The sequence below is a fragment of the Luteimonas dalianensis genome, assembly GCF_049339425.1.
Lineage (GTDB): Bacteria > Pseudomonadota > Gammaproteobacteria > Xanthomonadales > Xanthomonadaceae > Luteimonas > Luteimonas dalianensis.
Genome location: NZ_JBMPPO010000009.1, coordinates 1 through 22,055 on the forward strand (window position 1 = coordinate 1; position 22,055 = coordinate 22,055).

The following is a 22,055-nucleotide window of genomic DNA, read 5'->3' on the forward strand; positions in this document are numbered from 1 at the left end:
GCCCTTGGCGGGACTGTCTGCGCCATGGACGGCGCAGACAAGCCCCCATGGATGGGTTCACGGCGTGTCCCGCCAAGGGCATGCGGAGACCCGGGCCGCCCGCGAGCTCGTTCCTTGCCAAATGCCACGAAGCTTCGCGCCCATGGCGTGCTCCCTCTATCATCGCCGGGTGAATATCCAGCCGCTGCCCGATGTCCTGATCAACCAGATTGCCGCCGGAGAGGTCGTTGAACGGCCCGCTTCGGTGGTCAAGGAGCTGGTGGAAAACGCCCTTGACGCCGGTGCCACCCGGGTCGATATCGAGCTTGAAGAAGGCGGCGCGCGGCTGATCCGCGTGCGCGATGACGGCGGCGGGATCCCGGCCGAACAGCTGCCGCTGGCCGTCTCCCGCCACGCCACCAGCAAGATCGCCTCGCTCGACGACCTGGAGATGGTGGCCACGCTCGGCTTCCGCGGCGAGGCGCTGCCTTCCATCGCGTCGGTCAGCCGCTTCCTGATCGCCTCGCGGCAGGCTGGCGACGCGCACGGCATGGCGCTGCCGGTGGAAGGCGGCGTGGTGGGCGAGGTTGGCCCGCGCCAGCATCCGCCCGGCACCACGGTGGAAGTGCGCGAGCTGTTCTACAACGTGCCCGCGCGGCGGCGCTTCCTGCGCGCCGAGCGTACCGAGCTGGGGCATATCGAGGAATGGCTGCGCTCGCTGGCGCTGGCGCGGCCGGACGTCGAGCTGCGGGTCTCGCACAACGGCAAGCCGTCGCGCCGCTACAAGGGTGGCGGCGAGCTGTTCTCCGACGAGCGCCTGCATGAAACCCTGGGCGCGGAGTTCGCCCGCCACGCGCTGCGGGTCGAGCACGAGGGCGCCGGGCTGCGGCTGCACGGCTGGATCGCGCTGCCGGCGTATTCGCGCGCCAGCGCCGACCAGCAGTACCTGTACGTCAACGGCCGCAGCGTGCGCGATCGCAGCGTGGCCCATGCGGTCAAGCAGGCCTATTCGGACGTGATGTACCACGGCCGGCAGCCGGCCTACGTGCTGTTCCTGGAACTGGATCCGGCGCGGGTGGACGTGAACGTGCATCCGGCCAAGCACGAGGTGCGCTTCCGCGATTCGCGCCTGGTGCACGACTTCGTCTACCGCACGCTGCAGCAGGCGCTGGCCGATACCCGCGCCGGCCAGCAGGCCGCGGCGGCGGAATCCGCGGATGGCGGTGCGTTCGGTGGCGCCGGGGCGCCGGGGCGCGGGCCGCAGCCGTTCCAGGCCCATGCGCAGTCGGGCCTGGCGCTGCGCACCGACGAGGCGCGCGCGGGCTACGCCGCGCTGTACGCAGGCGCTGCGCCGCCGGTGCAGGCGGCACCCTGGCAGCCCGAGGCCGCGTCCACGTCGATGCCCGCGGCCGACGACACCGCGGCGCCGCCGCTGGGCTATGCGCTGGCCCAGCTGCACGGGATCTACATCCTCAGCCAGTGCGCGGACGGCCTGATCGTGGTGGACATGCACGCCGCCCACGAGCGCATCGGCTACGAGAAGCTCAAGCGCGCGCACGACAGCGAGGGCCTGCGCGTGCAGCCGCTGCTGGTGCCGCAGCCGGTGGCGGTGTCCGAGCGCGAGGCCGAGGTGGCCGAGCGCGAGGCGGCGACGCTGGCCGAGCTGGGTTTTGAAGTCTCGCGCAGCGGGCCGGGCGCGCTGCTGCTGCGCGGGGTGCCCGCGCTGCTGGCCGAAGGGGATACCGAGGCGCTGCTGCGCGACGTGCTGGCAGACCTGCGCGAGCACGGCGCCAGCCGGCGCGTGGCCGGCGCCCGTGACGAGCTGCTGTCCACCATGGCCTGCCACGGCTCGGTGCGCGCCAACCGGCGGCTGACGCTGCCGGAGATGAACGCGCTGCTCAGGCAGATGGAGGAAACCGAGCGCTCCGGCCAGTGCAACCACGGCCGGCCGACCTGGGCGCGCTTCAGCCTTGCAGAGATCGATCGCTGGTTCATGAGGGGGCGGTAGCCGATGGGAATGACAAGGGGACGGGAAATGCTGGCGGCGGCGCTGTTGCTGCTGGCGCTGGGCGGCTGTGATGCAGGGAGCAACGGCGGCGAAGACGGCCCGGCCGCGGCGGCGAAGGCGGCGGCCGATGCGGCGTTCATTGCCGCGCACGACGCCTGGCGTGACGAACGCCACGAGCAGCTGCTGGCAGCAGACGGATGGACGGGGCTGGTGGGCCTGCACTGGATCGACCTCGACGCCCATTACCTGGGCAGCGACAGCGGCATGCGGCTGGCGAAAGGGCCGCCCCGGCTGGGCCTGCTGCAGCGAACCGGCGGGCGGCTGTACCTGACCCCCGAGCGCGGCGTGGCGCTCAGCGTCGGCGGCGCGCCGGTGACCGGCCGGATCGAACTGCATGACGACCGCAGCCCCGAGCCGACCCTGGTCGACTTCGACGAAGGCCTGGGCCAGCTGGGCATCATCCGCCGCGCCGGCCGCCAGGCGGTGCGCGTGCGCCATCTCGAAGCGGCCACGCGCTCCGGGTTCACCGGCATCGAGGTCTGGCCGGCGGATCCGGCGTGGCGCATCGAGGGCCGCTTCGTTGCCCATCCGCCGGGAACGACGCTCGACATCGCGTCGATCATCGGCGGCACCGAGGCGATGGCCAATCCGGGCGTGGTCGAGTTCGGGCGCGACGGCCAGGCCTTCAGCCTGCAGGCGCTGGACGATGGTGAAGGCGGGCTGCTTCTGATCCTGGCTGATCGCACGTCGGGGCAGGGCAGCTACGGTGCCGGACGCTATCTGGACGCCGCGGCGCCGGATGCGGACGGCCGCGTGGTGCTTGACTTCAACCGTGCCTACAATCCGCCCTGCGCGTTCACCAACTACGCGACCTGTCCGCTGCCGCCGCCGGAAAACCGCCTCGATCTGGCCATTACCGCCGGCGAAAAGGCGCATGCCCCGCCTGCCGGCTGACCGACCCGACACCACTGGAGATCAAGGAAATGCTGAAAGGACGCCTCACCCGACGCCATCTCGTCCCCTCCCTGCTGCTGACGCTGTCCGCGTTCGCCTTCAGCGGCGCCGTGCTGGCCGAACAGCCGCAGCAGGCGACTGCCCAGGCTCCCGCAGCCGCCGCCGAGCCGCCGGTGCCGCTGCTGTGGAAGGCCAGCGCGGGCGAGCGCTCGGTGTACCTGCTGGGTTCGTTCCACCTGCTCAAGCCGGAGGACTACCCGCTGTCGCCGGACGTGGACGCGGCGTTCGCCGATTCCGACGCGGTGGTCTTTGAAATCCCGCCGGCCGAGCTGCAGTCGCCGGAGCTGGGCATGAAGATGGGCCAGGCGGCCATGCGCACCGACGGCACCCCGCTGGACAGCGCGCTGCCGGAGGAAACCGCCGCCGCGCTGAAGGCCTGGACGGAGGAGAACGCCGAGGCCCTGCAGCAGATGCAGCTGCCGCCGCAGGTGCTGCAGATGTTCCACCCGTGGTTCGTCTCGCTGATGGTCACCGTCACCGAGATGGGCAAGTACGGCCTGGATCCCGAACTCGGGCTGGACAACCACATGGCCGGCCGCGCGGCCGAGGCGGACAAGCCGACCTCGGGGCTGGAGACCTCGGAGCAGCAGATCGCGCTGTTCACCGGGATGACCCCGGAAGAGCAGGTGCAGTTCCTGCAGTCGTCGCTGGAGAGCACTGGCGAGGAGGGTCGCGCCGAGATCGCCCGCCTGCACGACGCCTGGCGCAACGGCGACGCGCAGTTCCTCTGGGACGAGATGGCGGTGGAAATGCGCAACGAGTTCCCGGCCGTGTACCAGCGCATCAACGTCGACCGCAACGATGCGTGGCTGCCGCAGCTGGAAGCCATGCTGGCGCCGGAAGGCAGCGGCAACACCTTGGTGGTGGTCGGCGGCCTGCACCTGGTCGGCGAGGACGGCGTGGTCGAGAAGCTCGAGGCGAAGGGCTACGAGGTCGAGCGCATCTGCACGGCCTGCGCGGAGTAAGGCACCATCACGATGCAGTCGACGGGGCAGGCGGGCACGCACAGCTCGCAGCCGGTGCACAGCGGTTCGATGATCGCGTGCATCAGCTTGCTGCCCCCGGCGATCGCGTCCACCGGGCAGGCGACGATGCACTTGGTGCAGCCGATGCAGTCGGCTTCCACCACCAGCGCGACCTGCGGCGGCTTGTGGCTGCCGCGGGCGCGGTCGTAGGGTTTGGCGGGCAGGCCCAGCAGCCGGGCCAGGGCCCGCGCGCCGGCGTCGCCGCCGGGCGGGCAGCGGTCGATGTCCGCCTCCGCGCGGGCGAGCGCTTCGGCGTAGGGCCGGCAGCCGTCGAAGCCGCACTGGCGGCACTGGGTCTGCGGCAGGATCCGGTCGATGCGTTCGACCAGATCAAGCGGGTCAGCTCCGCTGGCCATCCGCCATCACCGGGTCAGCGTACCGGCATGCCCGGCTGCGCGCCGTCGTCGGCGTCCAGCAGGGCCAGCGGGCCGTCGTCGAAGCCGGCGGACAGGATCATCCCTTCGCTCAGGCCGAAGCGCATCTTGCGCGGCGCCAGGTTGGCGATGAACACCACGCTGCGGCCCACCAGCTTCTCCGGCTCGCCGTAGCTGGCGCGGATGCCGGAGAAGATCTGGCGCTTGCCCAGCTCCCCGGCGTCGAGCTCGAAGCGCAGCAGCTTGTCCGAGCCCTCCACCAGCTCGCAGGCCACGACCCTGCCGATGCGCAGGTCGAGCCTGGCGAAGTCGGCGATGCCGATGACGCCGGGCGCCTCGGGCTCGGCTTTCGCGGGCGCGGCCTTCTTGCCGTCCTTCGCCTTCGTTTTCGCCGCCGCGGCCTCGGGGGCGGGGCCGGCCAGGGTGTCGCGGCTGGCCTCGACCATGGCGTCGACCTGCTTGGGATCCAGGCGGGTGAACAGCGGCTCGTAGGCGTTGATGCGGTGGCCCAGCAGCGGCGCGTCCAGGTCGCCCCAGGCGGCCAGCGGCGCGGCGAGGAAGGTTTCCACCCGGGCGGCGATGCCCGGCAGCACCGGCCGCAGCGCCGCGGCCAGCACCCTGAACAGGTTCAGGCCCTGGCTGCAGACCGCCTGCAGTTCGGCATCGGCGCCTTCCTGCTTGGCGATCACCCACGGCTTGTTGTCGTCGATGTAGCGGTTGGCCTCGTCGGCCAGGGCCATGGTCAGGCGCAGCACCGTGGCCGGTTCGTTGCGCTCGTAGGCCGCGCGGATCGGGCCCAGGCCGTCGACGAATCGCGCGTACATGGCGGGATCGGGCAGCGCGTCCGCGAGCCGGCCGTCGAAGCGCTTGTTGATGAAGCCGGCGCAGCGGCTGGCCAGGTTGACGAACTTGCCCACCAGATCCGAGTTCACCCGGGTCACGAAGTCCGACAGGTTCAGATCCAGGTCGTCGACGCCGCCCGACGACTTGGCGGCGAAGTAGTAGCGCAGCGCCTCCGGGTGCAGGCCGCTGTCCAGGTATGTGCGGGCCATGATGAAGGTGCCGCGCGACTTGGACATCTTGGCCCCGTCCACGGTCAGGTAGCCGTTGACGTGCAGGCGCGTGGGCACGCGCAGCCCGGCGCCCTTGAGCACCGCCGGCCAGAACAGGCCGTGGAAGTTGATGATGTCCTTGCCCAGGAAATGGTGCAGCTCGGCATCGCTGCCGGGCGCGAACTCGGACTCGAAGTCCAGCCCCTCGCGCTCGCACAGGGCCTGGAACCCGGACAGGTAGCCGATCGGCGCGTCCAGCCAGACGTAGAAGAACTTGCCCGGGTGGCCGGGGATCTGGAAGCCGAAGTAGGGCGCGTCGCGGGAGATGTCCCAGGCGCGCAGCCCGCCTTCGCCCTCCAGCCACTCCTGCAGCTTGGCCTTGACCCCGGGCACGGCCACGTCGGCGGCCAGCCACTCGCGCAGGAAGCCTTCGAAATTGCCCAGTTCGAAGAAGAAGTGCTCCGACTCGCGCAGCTCCGGCGTGGTGCCCGACAGCACCGACCTGGGCTCCTTCAGGTCGGTCGGCGCATAGGTGGCGCCGCAGTGCTCGCAGTTGTCGCCGTACTGGTCGGGCGTGCCGCAGCGCGGGCAGGTGCCCTTGATGTAGCGGTCGGGCAGGAACATGCCCTTGGCCGGATCGTAGAACTGCTCCACCGTGCGCCGGGCGATGTGGCCGGCGGCGTCCAGGCGGGCGTAGATCGCCTCGGTCATCGCCCGGTTGCGGTCCGAATGGGTCGAGCCGTAGTGGTCGAAGGCCACGCTGAAGTCGGCGAAGTCGCGCTCGTGTGAGGCCTGGATGCCGGCGATGAAGTCCTCCGGCGTGGTGCCCACCTTCTCGGCGGCGAGCATGATCGGGGTGCCGTGGGTGTCGTCGGCGCACACGTACCAGGCGGTGCCGCCGGCCATGCGCCGCGCCCGCACCCAGATGTCGGTCTGGATGTAGCCGACCAGGTGGCCCAGGTGCAGGTGGCCGTTGGCGTAGGGCAGGGCGGTGCTGACGTATGCGGTGCGGGACATGGCGTGGGGCGCTGGAAAGGCAGGCGATTATCGCATGCGGCCGCTGCCGGGGCCGGCCCGGTGCGGTTCGCGCACAGCAGCCGGCCCGGCAGGAGCCGGGCCGCGAGGCATTGCCGGGGGTGCCGGCCTACTCGCGCTGCCAGATCTGTTCGCGGCAGATGAACGTCACGCAGCCGGACACCCCCAGCCTGTCGTCGGCGTGCAGTTCCATCTTGGCGCGGTAGCTGCGGCCGTTGGCCGGATCCAGGATGGTGCCGCCGGCCCAGTCCCCGTCCTTCGGGGTCATCCCCCAGAGGATCGTCATGCCCTGGATGGGCTGATCCTTGCGCTCGCCCGAGCACTTGTCGCAGACCGGATCGGGACCCTTGTCGGACTGCAGGATCTCCACCACCGTGCCCTGCAGGGTGCCGTCGGCGGCGCGGCTGATCTCGACGATGGACTTGGCGTTGCCGGTGTCGTCGTCGATGGTCTTCCAGCGGCCCTCGGGGCCGGACTGGGCGACGGCGGCGAGCGGCAGCAGGGCCAGGCCGGCGAGGAAAGTTCGAATGCGCATTGCTGTTTCTCCTGATCCGGGAGGCCGGAAGGGAACGCCCGGCCCGTGTGGCCCTGTTATACCCGATCGGCCGGCAAGTCCTTGCCCCAGGTCAGGAACCCGGCAGCGGGGATCGGTAGAATGGCGCCATGCAGACAGACAACAGCAGCACCCCGGTACATCCGCGCGCGGTCCAGGGAGAGCTGAAGCCACTCCCCAACGTCCGCAACATCATCGCCGTCGGCTCCGGCAAGGGCGGGGTCGGCAAATCGACCACGTCCGTCAACCTCGCGCTGGCCCTGGCGGGCACCGGCGCCAGGGTCGGGATCCTCGACGCCGACGTGTACGGGCCCAGCATCCCGACCATGCTCGGGCTGACCGAACGCCCCCAGAGCCCGGACAACAAGTCGATCATCCCGCTGCGCGCGCACGGCATCGAGGCGATGTCGATCGGGCTGCTGGTGGAGCAGGACACGCCGATGATCTGGCGCGGCCCGATGGCCACCTCGGCGCTGACCCAGCTGCTGGGCGACACCCGCTGGGGCGGCGAGCAGGGCCTGGACTACCTGATCGTCGACCTGCCGCCGGGCACCGGCGACATCCAGCTGACCCTGGCCCAGAAGATCCCGGTGGCGGGCGCGGTGATCGTGACCACGCCGCAGGAAGTGGCCACCCTGGACGCGCGCAAGGCGCTGAAGATGTTCGAGAAGGTCGACATCGCCACCCTCGGGCTGGTCGAGAACATGGCCCAGCACGTGTGCAGCAACTGCGGGCACGTGGAGCACCTGTTCGGCCAGGGCGGGGCGCAGCAGATGGCCAGCCGCTACGGCGTGCCGCTGCTGGGCTCGCTGCCGCTGGAGAGCCGCATCCGCGAGCAGGGCGACGTCGGCTTCCCGCTGGTGGCCGCCCAGCCGGATTCGCCGGCCGCGCAGGCCTACCGCGACCTGGCCGGGCGGCTGCTGGAAGAGCTGGCAAAGCGGCCGCGGGCGAAGATGCCGATTTCCGCGTCGCTGCTCTGAGGGGGCAGCGTCACGGCAGGCCCGCTCCACGGAGCGGCGGGGATAGAATGCGCGGCTGGACTTCTGGCCGCGTGAGGGGCACTAGAGCATGAGCATCAAGAGCGACCGCTGGATCCGGCGCATGTCCGAGCCCGCCGGCGGCATGATCGAGCCCTACGAGCCGGGCCAGGTGAAGCACGTGGACGGCAACCGGATCGTCAGCTACGGCACCTCCAGCTACGGCTACGACGTGCGCTGCTCGCGCGAGTTCAAGGTGTTCACCAACATCAACTCGACGATCGTCGACCCGAAGGAGTTCGATCCCAAGAGCTTCGTCGACGTGGTCGACGATGTCTGCATCATCCCGCCGAATTCATTCGCGCTGGCGCGCACGGTGGAATACTTCCGGATCCCGCGCGACGTGCTGGTGGTGTGCCTGGGCAAGAGCACCTACGCGCGCTGCGGGATCATCGTCAACGTGACCCCGCTCGAGCCCGAGTGGGAGGGCCACGTGACCCTGGAGTTCAGCAATACCACCCCGCTGCCGGCACGCATCTACGCCAACGAGGGCGTGGCCCAGATGCTGTTCTTCCAGGCCGATGCGGATGACGTCTGCGAGACCTCCTACAAGGATCGCGGCGGCAAGTACCAGGGGCAGACCGGGGTGACCCTGCCGCGCACCTGAGGATTGCCGGGGGGAGGCGTCTCGCGGCTTCGCGCCCATGGCCGCCGCCGCCACTCACGAACCTGGCGTCCCCCCGGGCGTACCCACGCTCACGCCTTCGGCTTCGAGCGCGGCGCGCAGGGCCCGGGCGAACCCGGCCGCGTTTTCACGGTCGCCGTGCAGGCACAGGGTATCGGCATCAATGCGTACGCGGCTGCCGTCGATGGCGGGCACCGCGCCTTCGCGAAGCATGGTTCGAACCTGGGCCAGCGCGGGGGCCAGCCCTTCGATCACCGCGCCGTCCTCGCCGCGCGGAGCCAGCTGCCCGTTGGCCGCATAGCGGCGTTCGGCGAAGGCCTCCGACGCGACCCGGAGGCCGGCGGCGCGGCCGGCGCTGACCAGGCGCGAGCCGGCCAGCGCGTACAGCCACAGCGAGGCGTCGACGCTGCGCACCGCATCGGCAACGGCCTGGGCGAGCGCGTCGTCGCGGGCCGCCAGGTTGTAGAGCGCGCCGTGCGGCTTGACGTGGTGCAGGACGGCGCCGGCGCGCGCGCAGCTTTCAGCCAGGGCCTCGACCTGCCGCCGCATCAGCAGGTGCGTGCCCTCGGGGGTGACCGTGAGCTCCCGCCGCCCGAAATGGGCGCGATCCTCGAACGCGGGGTGGGCGCCGATGGCGACGCCGTGCTCCAGGCACAGCGCGACCGCGCGGCGCATGCTGGCCGCGTCGCCGGTGTGGCCGCCGCAGGCGATGCTGGCCGACGAGATCCACGGCGCGATCGCGGCGTCGTCGCCGCAGCCTTCGCCCAGGTCGCAGTTGAAGTCGATCCGCCTACGCATGCGCCTGGCTCCTGGCGTGGATGGCCAGCGCGATCCGCTGCAAGCGCTGGCGCTGTTCGCGCAGGGCCTGGTGGGCCTGCGCGGGCGTGCAGGCCACGAAGCGCAGCGCGTCGCCGGGCCGCAGCTGCGCCAGCCGCGGCCGGTCGGCCCGGATCACGTGGCCGACGCGCGGATAGCCGCCGTGGGTCTGGGCGTCGGCCAGCAGCACGATCGGCTGGCCGTCGGGCGGAAGCTGGACGGTGCCGGGGGTCACCGGCTCGGACGGCCGCAGGTCGCCGGGGCCGGGATCCAGCGCCGGGCCGCGCAGGCGCAGGCCCTGGCGGTCGCTGGCGGCCAGCACCCGCCATTGGGCATCCAGCAGCTTCGGCGGCGGCCGCGCGGCGTCGCCGCCGGGCAGGATCCGCACCGGCTGCGGCGAGGCTTCGAAGTCCAGCTCGGGGCTGGGGTCGACCCACCAGCCCGGGGCGTGGATGTCGCCGGTGTCGTTCGCGTCGTCCCGACCCGCGGCGAGCACGTCGCCTTCGCGCAGGCAGCGACCGGAGAATCCGCCGAAGCCGGTGGCCAGGTCGGTGCTGCCGCTGCCCAGCACGTCGGCGACTTCGAATCCGCCGGCCACGGCCAGGTAGGCGCGGGCGCCGGCCCGGCAGCGGCCCAGCGCCAGCTCCGCGCCGGCGGGCAGCAGCAGCGGCCGCCAGCCGGGCAGCGCGCCGCCGCCGGCCCCGGCGTCGATCTCCGCCCCGCACAGGGCAATGCGCGCGGCGTGTTCGAAGCGCAGCGTCGGGCCGGACAGGGTGATCTCCAGCACCGGTGCCTGCGGCGCGTTGCCCACCAGCAGGTTGGCGACCGCATGCGAGTACGGATCCAGCGCGCCGGCGCCGGCGACGCCGAGGTGGCGCTGGCCGCTGCGCGGCCCCGCCTGGATCGCGGTGGCCAGTCCGGGTGCAAGCACGCGGATGCTCACGTGGCGGCCTCCAGCCGTTCGAACCCGGCGTCGTCGATGGCGCGGAAGCGCACCCGCTGCCCGGGTGCCAGCAGGCAGGCCGCGTCGCGCGTCGGATCGAACAGCCGCAGCGGCGTGCGTCCGATGATGTTCCAGCCGCCCGGGCCCTGGCGCGGATAGATGCCGGTCTGGGTGCCGCCGATGCCGACGCTGCCCGCGGCCACCCGCACCCGCGGCGTCGCCCGGCGCGGCGCGGCCAGGCGCGGATCCAGTCCGCCCAGGTAGGGAAACCCCGGGGCGAAGCCCAGCATCGCCACCCGGTATTCGCCGCCGGCGTGCAGGGCGATCGCGGCCTCCGTGTCCAGCCCGGCCGCGGCGGCCAGCGCCTCCAGATCCGGGCCGAACGCGCCGCCGTAGCGGATCGGAATCACGGCCGGCTCCGGTTCGCCCGGTACCGCGTTGCCGGCGTCCACACTCAACCCCTGCGCGCGCAGCCAGTCTTCGGCCCGGGCCAGCGGCGTCTGCTCCATGTGCGGGTCGTCGGCATCGAGCATGTCGACGTCGACGAACAGGGCCAGGCTCGCGTGCGCCGGCACGATGTCGCGCAGCCAGCCTGGCCGCCGGGCGTCGATGGCGGCGGCCAGCGCGTGCACGCGGGCGTTGAGCGCCGGGTCGATCCGTTCGCCCAGGCGCAGCAGCAGCGCGTCCTCCCCGAGGTGCTCGATCCGCAGCCCGCTCACCGCTGCGGCAACGCGGCCTGCAGCATCGAAATGCGCTCGACCAGCGCCTCGGGCGAGTAGGGCCGCGCCGCGACCCGGCCCCACACCGGCGCCGGCCACGCCGGGTCGTGCTCGAAGCGGGCGATCACGTGCACGTGGAGCTGCGGCACCAGGTTGCCCAGCGCGGCGACGTTGAGCTTGTGCGGGCGGAAGCAGTCGCGCAGCAGGTGCAGGGCGAGGTCAATCTCGTCGCTCAATGCCCGGCGCTGCGCCGGATCCAGGTCGATCAGCTCCTGCGCGCCGGCGACCCGCGGCACCAGCACCAGCCACGGGTAGTTGGCGTCGTCCATCAGCCGCAGTTCGCTCAGCGGCAGGGCGTGCAGCGGATGCGAGTCCGCGGCCAGGCGCGGATCCAGGCTGTAGGCGTCGGGGGTGGAGTTTCGTGCCATGGGCCGTTCTCCGTGGTTCAGGCCAGCGCGCCCTCGAGGAACATGAGGGTACGCCGATGGGCCAGGGTGGCGCTGGCCGGATGGTGGTGGCGCGGGTCGACGTCGCGGTTGAAGGCGTGGCCGGCCCCTTCGTAGACATGGACGGTGGCCTCGGGCTGGCGCTCGCGGTGGGCCTGGATGTCGGCCTCGGGAATCGCTTCGTCATCGGCGCCGAAGTGGAACAGCATCGGCGCGCGCGGCTTTTCACCGAGCAGCGGCACCGTGCGCGCGCCGTAATAGCTCACCGCCGGCAGGCCCAGGCGGGTGTTGGCCAGCCAGGCCACGCTGCCGCCCCAGCAGAAGCCGACCACGGCGGTGGCGAAGCTCTCCGCGCGCAGCTGCGCCGCGGCGGCGGCAACGATGTCCACCGCGCGCTCCAGTCCCAGCTCCGCCGCCAGGGCGCGTCCCTGGGCAAAGCCGTCCTCGCCGTAATCCAGTTCCACGTGGGGCTGCACCGGCGCGAACATGTCAGGCGCCACGGCCACGTAGCCTTCGGCGGCGTAGCGCTCGACCACGGTGCGCATGTGCTCGTTGACGCCGAAGATTTCCTGCACCACCACCAGCGCGCCCCGCTGCGCCCCGTCCAGCGGATCCGCGCGCCAGCCATCGATGGTGCCGTGGCGGGTGGTGAGGGCGATGGCCCGACCCATGCCTGCCTCCGCGTTGCTGCCGTTGCCCCCGATTCTAGCCAGTCCGCGGCCGGCGTGGGCGCGCTGCGCTATCCTCGCCTGCGTCGCATGGGAGGTGACGCAGCGGCATGGGGCAGCAACCGGATCGGAAAGGCAGGCGGGCATGCTGAGCGTGGCGGTGGTGGTGGTGGCGGCGCTGCTGTGGCTGGGGGTGCTGTTCGCGGCGGCGCTGTACGGCGAGCGCCATCCCAAACTGCTGGCCGGGCAGTGGCGCCACGTGTACGCGCTGTCGCTGGCGGTGCACTGCACCTCGTGGACGTTCTACGGAACCATCACCCAGGCCGCCCGCCACGGCTGGCCGCTGCCGCCCACGTTCCTGGGCGCGATCATCTTCTACGCGGTCGCCTTCGCCTTCATGCTGCGGCTGGTGCGGCTTGCGCGCGAGAGCAACGCCACTTCGCTGGCCGACCTGATCGCCACCCGCCTGGGCAAGGATCCGTGGCTGGCGGCCACGGTCACGCTGGTGGCCGCGCTGGGCCTGATTCCCTATATCGCGCTGCAGCTCAAGGCGGTGACGATGAGCTTCGGCACCCTGACCGGCACCGCGGTGGTCGACGTGGCCCAGGTGCCGGCGTGGAGCGACAGCGCGCTGTACGTGGCGCTGGCGATGGCGCTGTTCACCATGCTGTTCGGCACCCGCCGGGTCAGCGCCGCCGAGCACAACCGCGGGCTGGTGCTGGCGATGGCGTTCGAGTCGCTGTTCAAGCTCGGGGCGATGCTGGCGCTGGGCGCGTTCGTGCTGTTCGCGCTGGGGCCGCTGCCCGAGGGGCCGCCCCCGCCGCCAGTGGCCGGCGGCGGGTTCATGCCGCTGGTGCTGCTGGGCGCGCTGGCGATGTTCATCATGCCGCACCAGTTCCACGTGGCGGTGGTGGAGTGCCGCGACGAGCGCCACGTGCGCACCGCGCGCTGGCAGTTCCCGTTGTACCTGCTGCTGATCGCGATCCCGGTGCTGCCGCTGGCGCGGGCCGGCACCGCGCTGCTGGGTGACAGCGTGCCCTCGGACATGTACGTGCTGGCGGTGCCGCTGTCGCAGGGCGGCGAAGGGGTGGCGCTGCTGGCGTTCCTGGGCGGGCTGAGCGCGGCCACCGGCATGGTGATCGTGAGCACGCTGACGCTGAGCCTGATGATCGGCAACCACTGGTTCGCGCCGGGACTGCTGCGCGGCGCGTGGGCGCGGCCGGGTGCCGCCGAGCGCGACCACCGCGGCGGGCTGCTGCTGCTGCGGCGGGTGGGGATCGTGGCGATCATGCTGCTGGCGTGGGGCTACGGGCGGCTGGTCGGCGACAGCGACGTGCTGGCCGACATCGGCGCGGTGTCATTCTCGGCGCTGGCCACGCTGGCGCCGGCGCTGGCGTTCGCGGTGTGGCGGCCGGGCACGCCGCCGCGGGCGGCGACTGCGGGGGTCGTCGCGGCGTTCGCGGTGTGGGCCTGGGTGATGCTGGTGCCGGCGTTTGCCGGGGGCGGCGACGCGCAGTGGCTGGCCAGCGGCCCGCTGGGGCTGGGATGGCTGTCGCCGGACGGGCTGTTCGGGCTGACCGGGTGGAGCCGGCTCGGCCGCGCCGTGGGTACCAGCCTGTTCGCGGGCACGCTGGTGACGGTGCTGGTGGGCATGGCCGACCGCCGCGAGCGCTCCGGAGGATCCGGCACGGCCGATCGCCAGACCCTGCGCAGCGCCGGGCTCCGGTTCCTGCCGCGCGGACAGGTGGAGCGGCTGCTGGCCGGTGCCCCGGCGGCCGGGCCGGTGCCGGTGGAGATCGCATCGCGCCTGGAGCGCGAGCTGTCGGCGGTGCTGGGCAGCGCCTCGGCGCGGCTGCTGCTGGACGCGGCGCGGCGCGAGGCGGGGCCGGATCTGGAGACGGTGGCGGCGATCGTCGGCGAGGCCTCGCAGGATCTGCGCTTCAACCAGCGGGTGCTGGAGGCGGCGCTTGAGAACATGAGCCAGGGCATCAGCGTGGTCGACGCCGAGCTGCGGCTGGTGGCCTGGAACACGCCTTACGCCGTCCTGTTCGGATATCCGCCCGAGCTGCTGCGGGTCGGGGTGCCGGTGGCCGAGCTGGTGCGCCACAACGCCCGCCGCGGGCTGGCCGGCGATGGGCGGATGGATGCCGAAGTGGAGAAGCGGCTGGAGCACATGCGCGCCGGCACCCCGTACGTGACCGAGCGGCGGTTCCCGGGCGGGGCGATCATCGAGATCCGCGGCAATCCGATGCCCGGCGGCGGCTTCGTGGCCACCTTCACCGACGTGACCGCGTTCCGGCGCAGCGAGGACGCGCTGCGCCAGGTCAACGAAACCCTGGAGCAGCGCGTGGCCGAGCGCACCGCCAGCCTGGATCAGGCGCGGCGCGAGGCCGAGCGCGCCAACGATGCCAAGAGCCGGTTCCTGACCGCGGTCGGCCACGACCTGCTGCAGCCGCTGCACGCGGCGCAGCTGTTCACCGATTCGCTGGCGCGGCAGCTGGAGGATGCGCCACGGCGCGAGCAGCTCGGGCAGATCCGCGGCGCGCTGGATTCCACCAGCGACCTGCTGACCGGGCTGTTCGACATGTCGCGGCTGGAGGCGGGCGGGCTGGTGCCGCAGCCGCGGCGGTTCCCGCTGTCGGAAGTGCTCGATCCGCTGGCCTCGGAGTTCGGCGCGCTGGCCGCGGCGCGCGGGCTGGGCTTCCGCTACCGGCCCAGTTCGGCCTGGACGAACAGCGACCCGCAGCTGCTGCGGCGGGTGCTGCAGAACTTCCTCGCCAATGCCGTGCGCTACACGGCCAGCGGCCGGGTGCTGCTGGGGGTGCGGGTGGAGGGGTCCGGCCTGCGGGTGGAGGTGCACGACACCGGCCCGGGCATCGCCGAGGCGCAGCTGGAATCGATCTTCGAGGAGTTCCGGCGCGGTGACGGCGCCGCCGGGCAGGGGCTGGGCCTGGGACTGGCGATTTCAGAGCGCATTGCGCGGCTGCTGGACGCGCCCTTGCGGGTGCGCAGCCGGGTCGGGCAGGGCACGGTGTTTTCGCTCTCGCTGGAACGGGTGGCCGGGGTGCGCGGGGCCGGCGCCGGCCCGACGCGGGCCAAGCTGGCGGATGCGCGGATCCTGGTGGTCGACAACGACCCGGTCGCGCTCCAGGCGCTGGCCGGCGTGCTGCGCGGCTGGGGCTGCGAGGTGGAAGCTGTGGCCGGCGGCGGGGCGGCGGAACAGGTGCTGGAAGCGCAGCCGTGCGGGCTGTGGCTGTTCGACTACCACCTGGATGACGGCGATACCGGCGTGGCCCTGCACGCGCGGCTGTCGCAGCGGTTCGGCCAGCGGCCGACGCTGATCCTCAGCGCCGATGACGGCGTGGAGGTGCGTCGCGACGTGCTCGACAACGGCCTGTCGCTGCTGTCCAAGCCGGTGCGCCCGCTGGCGCTCAAGTCCGTCCTCGACCGCATGCTCGCCGCCCAGGCGTAGGCGCGGCTGGATACAATGGGCGGATGCCTTACACGCCTATTGTCGCCACGCTCGGCTACGTGCTGTCTCCCGATGGACGCGAGGCGCTGCTTGTTCACCGCAACGCCCGCAGCGACGACCAGCACCTGGGCAAGTACAACGGGCTGGGCGGCAAGCTCGAGGCGGACGAGGACGTGGTGGCGGGCATGCGCCGCGAGATCCTGGAGGAGGCCGGCATCGCGTGCGAGGCGATGCGCCTGCGGGGCACGATCAGCTGGCCCGGCTTCGGCAAGGCCGGCGAGGACTGGCTGGCCTTCGTGTTCGTGATCGACCGCTGGAGCGGCACGCCGTTCACCTCCAATCCGGAGGGCAGCCTGGAGTGGGTGCCGCTGGACAGGATCCCCGAGCTCCCGCTGTGGGAGGGCGACCGCAACTTCCTGCCGCTGGTGTTCGACGATGACCCGCGCGCCTTCCACGGCGTGATGCCGTATCGCGACGGGCGCATGCAGTCCTGGAACTACTCGCGGGTCTGAGCCGCGCCCGGGTTCAGTCCTGCACCTGGCGCGCCGGGTCGCCGATTTCCAGCTCGCGCAATACCACGCCGGCATGGGTGCGGTTGCGCACGCCGAGCTTTTCGAAGATCGCCGACAGGTGCGCCTTCACCGTGCGCTCCTGCACGTCCAGGCGGTCGGCGATCTGCTTGTTGAGCAGGCCCTCGGCCACCAGGGTCAGCACCCGGAACTGCTGCGGGGTGAGGCTGGCCAGGCGCGCGGCCAGGTCGGCGTCGCGCGGCAGGGAGTCGGCGCGATCCACCGGCCCGCGCAGCGCGGGCGGCAGCCACTGCTCGCAGGCCAGCACGGTGCGGATGGCTTCGCGCATTTCGTCCAGGCCGGCGCTCTTGGGGATGTAGCCGGCGGCGCCGTGGTCGAGCGCGCGGCGGATCACCTGCGGATCCTCGTTGGCCGAGACCAGCACCACCGCCACCGCCGGGAACTGGGCGCGGATCGCGGCCAGGCCGGCCAGGCCGTGGTTGCCGGGCATGTGCAGGTCGAGCAGCACCAGGTCGATGTCCGGGCGCGTTTCCAGCAGCCCGATCACGCCGTCGAACTCGGCTGCCTCGCAGGCGACGGTGTCGGGCGCGGCCTCCAGCGCGGCCCCGCGCAGCGCGGCGCGGAACAGCGGATGGTCGTCGGCGATCAGCAGCGTGGGCATGGCGCGATTGTAGGCGGTGCCCCGCGGCGGCATGCTGGTACCAAAGTACGATGCCGGCACGGGAGGTCGCTGCTATCGTCGCCGCATGAAGGCACAATCCCGTCATGCGTACTCCCTCCGCCCCCCGCTCCGTGCCGCCGCGCCCGCGCTTGCGGCGCTGCTGCTGGCGGCCTGCGCCTCGGGCGGCCAGCCGGAAGTGGGGCAGGCCATGAGCTTCAGCGACCAGCGCAGCAGCGAGCACCGCGGCGCAGACGACCTGCTCAGCGGCGGGCTTGGGCTGGCCGGGCTGCGGGCCCCGGTTGCGCCGGCGTTTGCCGACCCCGAGCGGCCGAGCGTGGCGGAACTGCGCCGGCGCGCGCTGTGGACAAGCTGGCGCGGCATCGCCGACCTGCGGCCGGGCGGCCTGGGCGAGGGCTACGGCAGCCTGGAGCCGGTGCCGGGCCGCGAGTTCCATGCGCTGGCGCGGGTGCCGGGGGCGAACCATCCGCACCGGGTGATGCTGCAGCTGCCCGACGCGTTCGATGCGGACAGGCCCTGCGTGGTGGTGACCGCGTCGTCCGGTTCGCGCGGGATCTACGGCTCGATCTCGGTCGCCGGTGCCTGGGGCCTGCCGCGCGGCTGCGCGGTGGCCTATACCGACAAGGGCGCGGGCAGCGACTACTTCGATCTCGACGCAGGCCTCGGCATTGATGCGGCGGGCAACGCGGGTGCCGCGGGGCCGGACGCGGTGTTCACGCCCGATGCGGCGGACGGGGCAACGGGCGTCGCATTCGCCCACGGGCATTCGCAGGACAACCCGGAGGCCGACTGGGGCCGCCACGTGCGCCAGGCCGCGGACTTCGCGCTGGAGCAGCTCAACCAGGCGCTGCCGGCGTCGGCGCCGTTCAACCATGACAATACCCGCATCATCGCGGTCGGCATTTCCAACGGCGGCGGCGCGGTGCTGCGCGCGGCCGAGCTGGAAGGCAACTGGCTGGACGCGGTGGTCGCCGGCGAGCCGAGCGTGTACTCGGGCGGCGCCGGTTCGCGCAGCCTGTACGACTACACCACCGAGGCGGCGCTGCTGATGCCGTGCGCGCTGGCCGGCCGTGACGACCTCCCGGTGTCGCCGCTGACGCCCGCGGCCGATCCGCTCAAGGCCGCCCGCTGCGCGTCGCTGGCTGAGGCGGGGCTGGTGGAAGGCGCGGACATGGCGGCGCAGGCGGACTCCGCGTGGCAGCGCCTGCTGGACGCCGGCTGGAGCGAACAGGCCCTGCGCGCCGGCGCGCTGTCGGTGGACTTCGACCTGTGGCGCTCGGTCGCCGTCACCTACGCTTCGGCCTATGGCCGCTACCGCGCCGGCGAGCATCCCTGCGGCGTCGGCTTCTCGGCGCAGAACGCCGATTTCAGCCCGCGCCCGGCGACCGCCGCCGAGCGCGCGGCGTGGTGGAGCGATGCCGGCGGGATCCCGCCGGGCAGCGGGGTGGGGATCATCGACCCGAAGCTGGCCGCGCCGGATCTGGCCTGGGCCGGCCTGCAGTGCCTGCGCGCGCTGGCCGTGGAGCAGGGCGGGGACGCCCGGCGCGTACAGGCCGGAGTCCAGGCCACCCGCGCCGGCCTGCCGCGCGAGGGTCTGCCGGTGGTGCTGGTGCACGGCGTCGACGACGGCCTGATCCCGATCGCCTTCACCAGCGATCCGTACGCGGCCTGGGCGCGCGAGGCGGGCCGTGAGGTGTCGCTCTGGCGGGTGAACCAGGCCCAGCACTTCGACGGCTTCCTGGTGCTGCCGGACTATGCGAGCCGCTACGTGCCGCTGATTCCCTACGTGCACGCGGCGCTTGACCGGGTCGTCGCCCACCTGGACGGCGAAGGGCCGCTGCCGGCCGATGCAGTGATCACGCCCTTGCCCCGCGACGGCAACGCCGCGCCCACGCCGGCACAGCTCGCCATCCCCTAGATCACGCGCTCGCCACGCTGCAGCGAGCCGTTTTCTGGCACGATCTGCGGATGACGACGAACGAATCGAAGCCGCCGCGCGGCCGCCACTTCTCCATGCTGCGCGGCTTCCATCTGGCCGACTGGTTCACCCTGGCCAATGCGCTGTGCGGCACCTGGGCGGTGCTGGCGGCCATGCGCTACCTGGATCACGGCAATCCCGTCGACCTGATGCTGGGGATGTCGCTGATCCCGCTGGCATTCGTGTTCGACGCCCTGGACGGGCGCGTCGCCCGCTGGCGCAAGGTGGCCTCCACCCTGGGCCGCGAGCTGGATTCGCTGGCCGACGTGATCTCGTTCGGCGTGGCGCCGGCGGCGATCGGCTACGCCTGCGGCATGCAGGGCGGCTGGGACTGGCTGATCCTGGGCTACTTCGTCGCCTGCGGGGTGAGCAGGCTGGCCCGGTACAACGTCACCGCCGAGCAGCTGGCCGGTGACGAGGGCAAGGTGACCCACTTCGAAGGCACCCCGATCCCGACCAGCATGTTCATCGTGCTGGGCCTGGCGGCGCTGGCCTGGCAGGGCCTGGTCGGCGACGCGCTGTGGCTGGGCGCCTGGCAGCTGGGGCCGTGGCAGCTGCACCCGCTGAGCCTGGTGTACGCGCTGTCCGGAACCCTGATGATCAGCCGCACCCTGCGCATTCCCAAGCCCTGAAAAACCGCAACGCCGGCGACGCGGGCGGTTGCTATGATCGGGCCAACGATCGCGGGAGAGCATGATGGCGGACAACGACAGGCAGGGCCCGTGGGGCTCGCCGGATTTCGAGCAGCTGGCGCAGCGCTACTGGGGCGCGTGGAGCGAGAGCATGCGCGATGCGGCCGCCGGCGCGGCCGGCCAGGCCGGGGCCCGGGCCGGGATGCAGGCCTGGCATGACGCGGTGGACTGGTGGAGCCGCCAGGCCCACGGCAACCGGCTCGGCGTGAACGATACCATGGAGCGTTTCAACACCCAGGCGCGCGACTGGCTGGGGCAGATGCAGCAGGTCGCCACCCGTTTCGCCGGCCGCGACAGCAGCGCCCGCGACATCGCCGCGGCCTGGCGCGAGGCGATGGGTGCCAGCGGCGAGAACCCGTTCCCCGAGATGTTCCGGGCCATGCGCGGGCACGGCCTGCAGGGGCTGGATCAGTGGGTCGAGGATGCCTCGCCCTACCTGGACGCGATGCTCAGGGAGGGCCGGGGCTGGCTCGGCATGCCGGCCTTCGGCCTGGCCCGCGAACACCAGGAGCGCGCGCAGGCGCTGGCCCTGGCGCACGTGGAATACCAGGAAGCCAACAGCGCCTACAACGGGCTGATGCTCAAGGCCGGGCAGTCGGCCTTCGAGATCTTCGAGGAGAAGCTGGCCGAGCGCGAGGAGCCGGGCCGGCAGATCGAGTCGCCGCGGGCGCTGTTCGACCTGTGGGTGGACGCGGCCGAGGAGGCGTACGCCGAAATCGCCCTGTCGCCGGAGTTCCGCACCGTCTACGGCGACCTCGTGGACGCGCAGATGCGCGTGCGTGCGGGCATCCAGGCCCAGGTCGAGCAGGCCTGCGCGATGTTCGACATGCCCACCCGCACCGAGCTGGACGGCGCGCACCGCAAGATCGTGCAGCTCGAGCGCACCGTGCGCCGGCTGGGCGATGCGATCCAGGCGGCGCAGGCCGCACCGGCGCAGGCATCCGCCGCACCGGCTCGCCGGGCGGCGAAGAAGGCAACCGGGGCGGCGACGAAGCAGGCTGCGAAAAAAGCCGTGAAGAAGGCGGCGAAGAAGGCAGTGAAGAAAGCCGCGAAGAAAGCCACCACGAAGACCGCGACGAAAAAGGCCGCCGCGAAGAAAGCCGCCGCGCGCGGGGAGGGCTGATACATGTACGGACCGCTGAACATCGGGATCGACCGCGTGGCCCAGGAGGCCGCCCACGTGCAGCGCAAGCTCGGCGCCGGCCTGCAGACGCTGCGCGAAGTGGGCAACTTCGACTATGGCGCAACCGCCAGGCAGGAGGTCTGGCGCGACGGCAAAACCGTGCTGTACCGCTTCATCGGCGAGAAGGCGCCAACCGCCAAGGTGCCGCTGCTGCTCAGCTACGCGCTGGTCAACCGCCCCTACATGGTCGACCTGCAGGAGGATCGCTCGCTGGTGAAGGGCCTGCTGGCGCTGGGCGAGGACGTGTACATCATCGACTGGGGCTACCCGGATCGCTCGGATCGCTTCCTCACCCTGGAGGACTACATCGAGCGATTCATCGGCGGCGCGGTCGACCACCTGCGCGAAAGCTACGGCGTGGACGCGGTCAACCTGCTGGGCATCTGCCAGGGCGGCGCGTTTTCACTGTGCTACGCATCGCTGCATCCCGACAAGATCCGCAACCTGGTGACCATGGTCACCCCGGTGGACTTCCACACCGAAGACAACATGCTCTCGAACTGGACGCGCGGCATGGACGTCGACCTGTTTGTGGACACGCTGGGCAACGTGCCGGCGGACATGATGAATTACTGCTACCTGACCCTGAAGCCGTGGCGCAACTTCGTGCAGAAGTACGTGGGGCTGGTGGACATCCTGGATGACAGGAAGGCGGTCGAGGACTTCCTGCGGATGGAGAAGTGGATCTTCGATTCGCCCGACCAGGCCGGCGAGGCGTTCCGGCAGTTCGTCAAGGAGTTCTACCAGGGCAACGGCTTCGTCCAGGGCGGCATCAACATCGGCGGCCGGGAGGTGCACCTGGGGCTGGTCGAGATGCCGGTGCTCAACGTGTATGCCGAGAACGACCATCTGGTGCCGCCCAGCGCATCCAGGCCGCTGAAGGATCTGGTCGGCACCGACGACTACTCCGAGCTTTCCTTCCGCGGCGGCCACATCGGCATCTACGTGTCCGGCCGGGCGCAGAAGCAGGTGCCCACGGCAATCCACGAGTGGCTGGCCGAGCGCTCTTGAGCGGGAGGGATACACGATGAGCAAGCCGACGCTTTCGCGCACGGTCGAGGATCGCGTGCTGGCCGGCGTGGTCGGCGGCATCGCCCGGCGCTTCGGCTGGAGCCCGACCGTGCTGCGGGTGGTGTACGTGGTGGGCTCGGTGCTCTCGGCCGCGTTCCCCGGCATCCTGGTCTACCTGATCCTGTGGCTGCTGATGCCGGAAGGCGACTGAGCAGG

Annotated in this window: 21 protein-coding genes; 12 read left to right on the plus strand and 9 right to left on the minus strand. The window is 71.9% G+C overall.

Annotated features, from left to right (window positions below):
• The first annotated feature begins 169 nt into the window (after positions 1-169).
• From mutL to ACOZ90_RS13265, 3 genes are read left to right on the plus strand one after another with little or no spacing between them, the layout of a single operon-like run.
• On the plus strand, positions 170-1,987 hold the full coding sequence (gene mutL, locus ACOZ90_RS13255) for a DNA mismatch repair endonuclease MutL (protein WP_422894121.1): 1,818 nt from the start codon (positions 170-172) through the stop codon (positions 1,985-1,987).
• A 3-nt stretch (positions 1,988-1,990) separates the two neighbouring features.
• A complete protein-coding gene (locus ACOZ90_RS13260; RefSeq protein WP_422894122.1) occupies positions 1,991-2,941 on the plus strand; it encodes a DUF1684 domain-containing protein in 951 nt (316 codons plus the stop codon).
• Positions 2,942-2,970: 29 nt separating this feature from the next.
• Positions 2,971-3,966: a TraB/GumN family protein gene (locus ACOZ90_RS13265; protein WP_422894123.1), complete on the plus strand. Its 996-nt coding sequence runs from the start codon at positions 2,971-2,973 to the stop codon at positions 3,964-3,966.
• Here ACOZ90_RS13265 and rnfB read toward each other — a convergent pair.
• From rnfB to ACOZ90_RS13280, 3 genes are all read right to left on the minus strand, one after another.
• The gene (gene rnfB / locus ACOZ90_RS13270; protein WP_422894124.1) at positions 3,927-4,382 is read right to left on the minus strand and encodes an Rnf electron transport complex subunit RnfB; all 456 of its coding nucleotides are present in this window, start codon (positions 4,380-4,382) and stop codon (positions 3,927-3,929) included. The genes ACOZ90_RS13265 and rnfB overlap by 40 nt on opposite strands.
• Positions 4,383-4,396: 14 nt before the next feature.
• Entirely contained in the window at positions 4,397-6,469 is a 2,073-nt protein-coding gene (gene metG, locus ACOZ90_RS13275; protein ID WP_422894125.1) for a methionine--tRNA ligase, read from the minus strand.
• Positions 6,470-6,596: 127 nt separating this feature from the next.
• A complete protein-coding gene (locus tag ACOZ90_RS13280; protein ID WP_422894126.1) occupies positions 6,597-7,022 on the minus strand; it encodes a DUF2147 domain-containing protein in 426 nt (141 codons plus the stop codon).
• Positions 7,023-7,150: 128 nt separating this feature from the next.
• Here ACOZ90_RS13280 and apbC point away from each other — a divergent pair, with 128 nt between their 5' ends.
• The gene (apbC, locus tag ACOZ90_RS13285) at positions 7,151-8,020 is read left to right on the plus strand and encodes an iron-sulfur cluster carrier protein ApbC (RefSeq protein ID WP_422894127.1); all 870 of its coding nucleotides are present in this window, start codon (positions 7,151-7,153) and stop codon (positions 8,018-8,020) included.
• Between the two features lie 88 nt (positions 8,021-8,108).
• Positions 8,109-8,684: a dCTP deaminase gene (gene dcd / locus ACOZ90_RS13290; protein WP_422894128.1), complete on the plus strand. Its 576-nt coding sequence runs from the start codon at positions 8,109-8,111 to the stop codon at positions 8,682-8,684.
• 54 nt (positions 8,685-8,738) lie between these two features.
• Here the strand turns inward: dcd and pxpA are convergent, their stop codons facing one another.
• The 5 genes from pxpA to ACOZ90_RS13315 are packed head-to-tail and all read right to left on the minus strand — an operon-like array spanning position 8,739 to position 12,297.
• On the minus strand, positions 8,739-9,500 hold the full coding sequence (gene pxpA, locus ACOZ90_RS13295) for a 5-oxoprolinase subunit PxpA (protein ID WP_422894129.1): 762 nt from the start codon (positions 9,498-9,500) through the stop codon (positions 8,739-8,741).
• Entirely contained in the window at positions 9,493-10,461 is a 969-nt protein-coding gene (locus tag ACOZ90_RS13300) for a 5-oxoprolinase subunit C family protein (protein ID WP_422894130.1), read from the minus strand. The genes pxpA and ACOZ90_RS13300 overlap by 8 nt, the downstream gene beginning before the upstream one ends.
• The gene (pxpB, locus tag ACOZ90_RS13305; protein WP_422894131.1) at positions 10,458-11,180 is read right to left on the minus strand and encodes a 5-oxoprolinase subunit PxpB; all 723 of its coding nucleotides are present in this window, start codon (positions 11,178-11,180) and stop codon (positions 10,458-10,460) included. The genes ACOZ90_RS13300 and pxpB overlap by 4 nt, the downstream gene beginning before the upstream one ends.
• Positions 11,177-11,608 carry an HIT domain-containing protein gene (locus tag ACOZ90_RS13310; RefSeq protein WP_422894132.1) on the minus strand — a complete coding sequence of 144 codons (432 nt, stop codon included), beginning with the start codon at positions 11,606-11,608 and terminating at the stop codon, positions 11,177-11,179. The genes pxpB and ACOZ90_RS13310 overlap by 4 nt, the downstream gene beginning before the upstream one ends.
• 17 nt (positions 11,609-11,625) lie before the next feature.
• Positions 11,626-12,297: a dienelactone hydrolase family protein gene (locus ACOZ90_RS13315; RefSeq protein ID WP_422894133.1), complete on the minus strand. Its 672-nt coding sequence runs from the start codon at positions 12,295-12,297 to the stop codon at positions 11,626-11,628.
• A gap of 142 nt (positions 12,298-12,439) precedes the next feature.
• Here ACOZ90_RS13315 and ACOZ90_RS13320 point away from each other — a divergent pair, with 142 nt between their 5' ends.
• Positions 12,440-15,766, plus strand: a complete 3,327-nt coding sequence (locus ACOZ90_RS13320; protein ID WP_422894134.1) for a hybrid sensor histidine kinase/response regulator — start codon at positions 12,440-12,442, stop codon at positions 15,764-15,766.
• A 23-nt stretch (positions 15,767-15,789) separates the two neighbouring features.
• Positions 15,790-16,278 (plus strand): NUDIX hydrolase, encoded by a 489-nt coding sequence (locus tag ACOZ90_RS13325; protein ID WP_422894135.1) that lies wholly within the window; start codon positions 15,790-15,792, stop codon positions 16,276-16,278.
• A 13-nt stretch (positions 16,279-16,291) separates the two neighbouring features.
• Here ACOZ90_RS13325 and ACOZ90_RS13330 read toward each other — a convergent pair whose 3' ends face one another.
• On the minus strand, positions 16,292-16,957 hold the full coding sequence (locus ACOZ90_RS13330; RefSeq protein WP_422894136.1) for a response regulator transcription factor: 666 nt from the start codon (positions 16,955-16,957) through the stop codon (positions 16,292-16,294).
• Positions 16,958-17,042: 85 nt separating this feature from the next.
• Between ACOZ90_RS13330 and ACOZ90_RS13335 the strand changes: the two genes are divergently transcribed.
• From ACOZ90_RS13335 to ACOZ90_RS13355, 5 genes are all read left to right on the plus strand, one after another.
• Positions 17,043-18,893 (plus strand): 3-hydroxybutyrate oligomer hydrolase family protein, encoded by a 1,851-nt coding sequence (locus ACOZ90_RS13335; protein WP_422894137.1) that lies wholly within the window; start codon positions 17,043-17,045, stop codon positions 18,891-18,893.
• Positions 18,894-18,943: 50 nt separating this feature from the next.
• Positions 18,944-19,585, plus strand: a complete 642-nt coding sequence (locus tag ACOZ90_RS13340; protein WP_422894138.1) for a CDP-alcohol phosphatidyltransferase family protein — start codon at positions 18,944-18,946, stop codon at positions 19,583-19,585.
• Positions 19,586-19,649: 64 nt separating this feature from the next.
• Positions 19,650-20,768, plus strand: coding sequence for a class III poly(R)-hydroxyalkanoic acid synthase subunit PhaE (gene phaE, locus ACOZ90_RS13345; protein ID WP_422894139.1), 1,119 nt, complete (start codon positions 19,650-19,652; stop codon positions 20,766-20,768).
• Positions 20,769-20,771: 3 nt separating this feature from the next.
• Positions 20,772-21,839 (plus strand): class III poly(R)-hydroxyalkanoic acid synthase subunit PhaC, encoded by a 1,068-nt coding sequence (locus ACOZ90_RS13350; RefSeq protein ID WP_422894140.1) that lies wholly within the window; start codon positions 20,772-20,774, stop codon positions 21,837-21,839.
• A gap of 16 nt (positions 21,840-21,855) precedes the next feature.
• Positions 21,856-22,050 carry a PspC domain-containing protein gene (locus tag ACOZ90_RS13355; RefSeq protein ID WP_422894141.1) on the plus strand — a complete coding sequence of 65 codons (195 nt, stop codon included), beginning with the start codon at positions 21,856-21,858 and terminating at the stop codon, positions 22,048-22,050.
• The last annotated feature ends 5 nt before the right edge of the window (positions 22,051-22,055 follow it).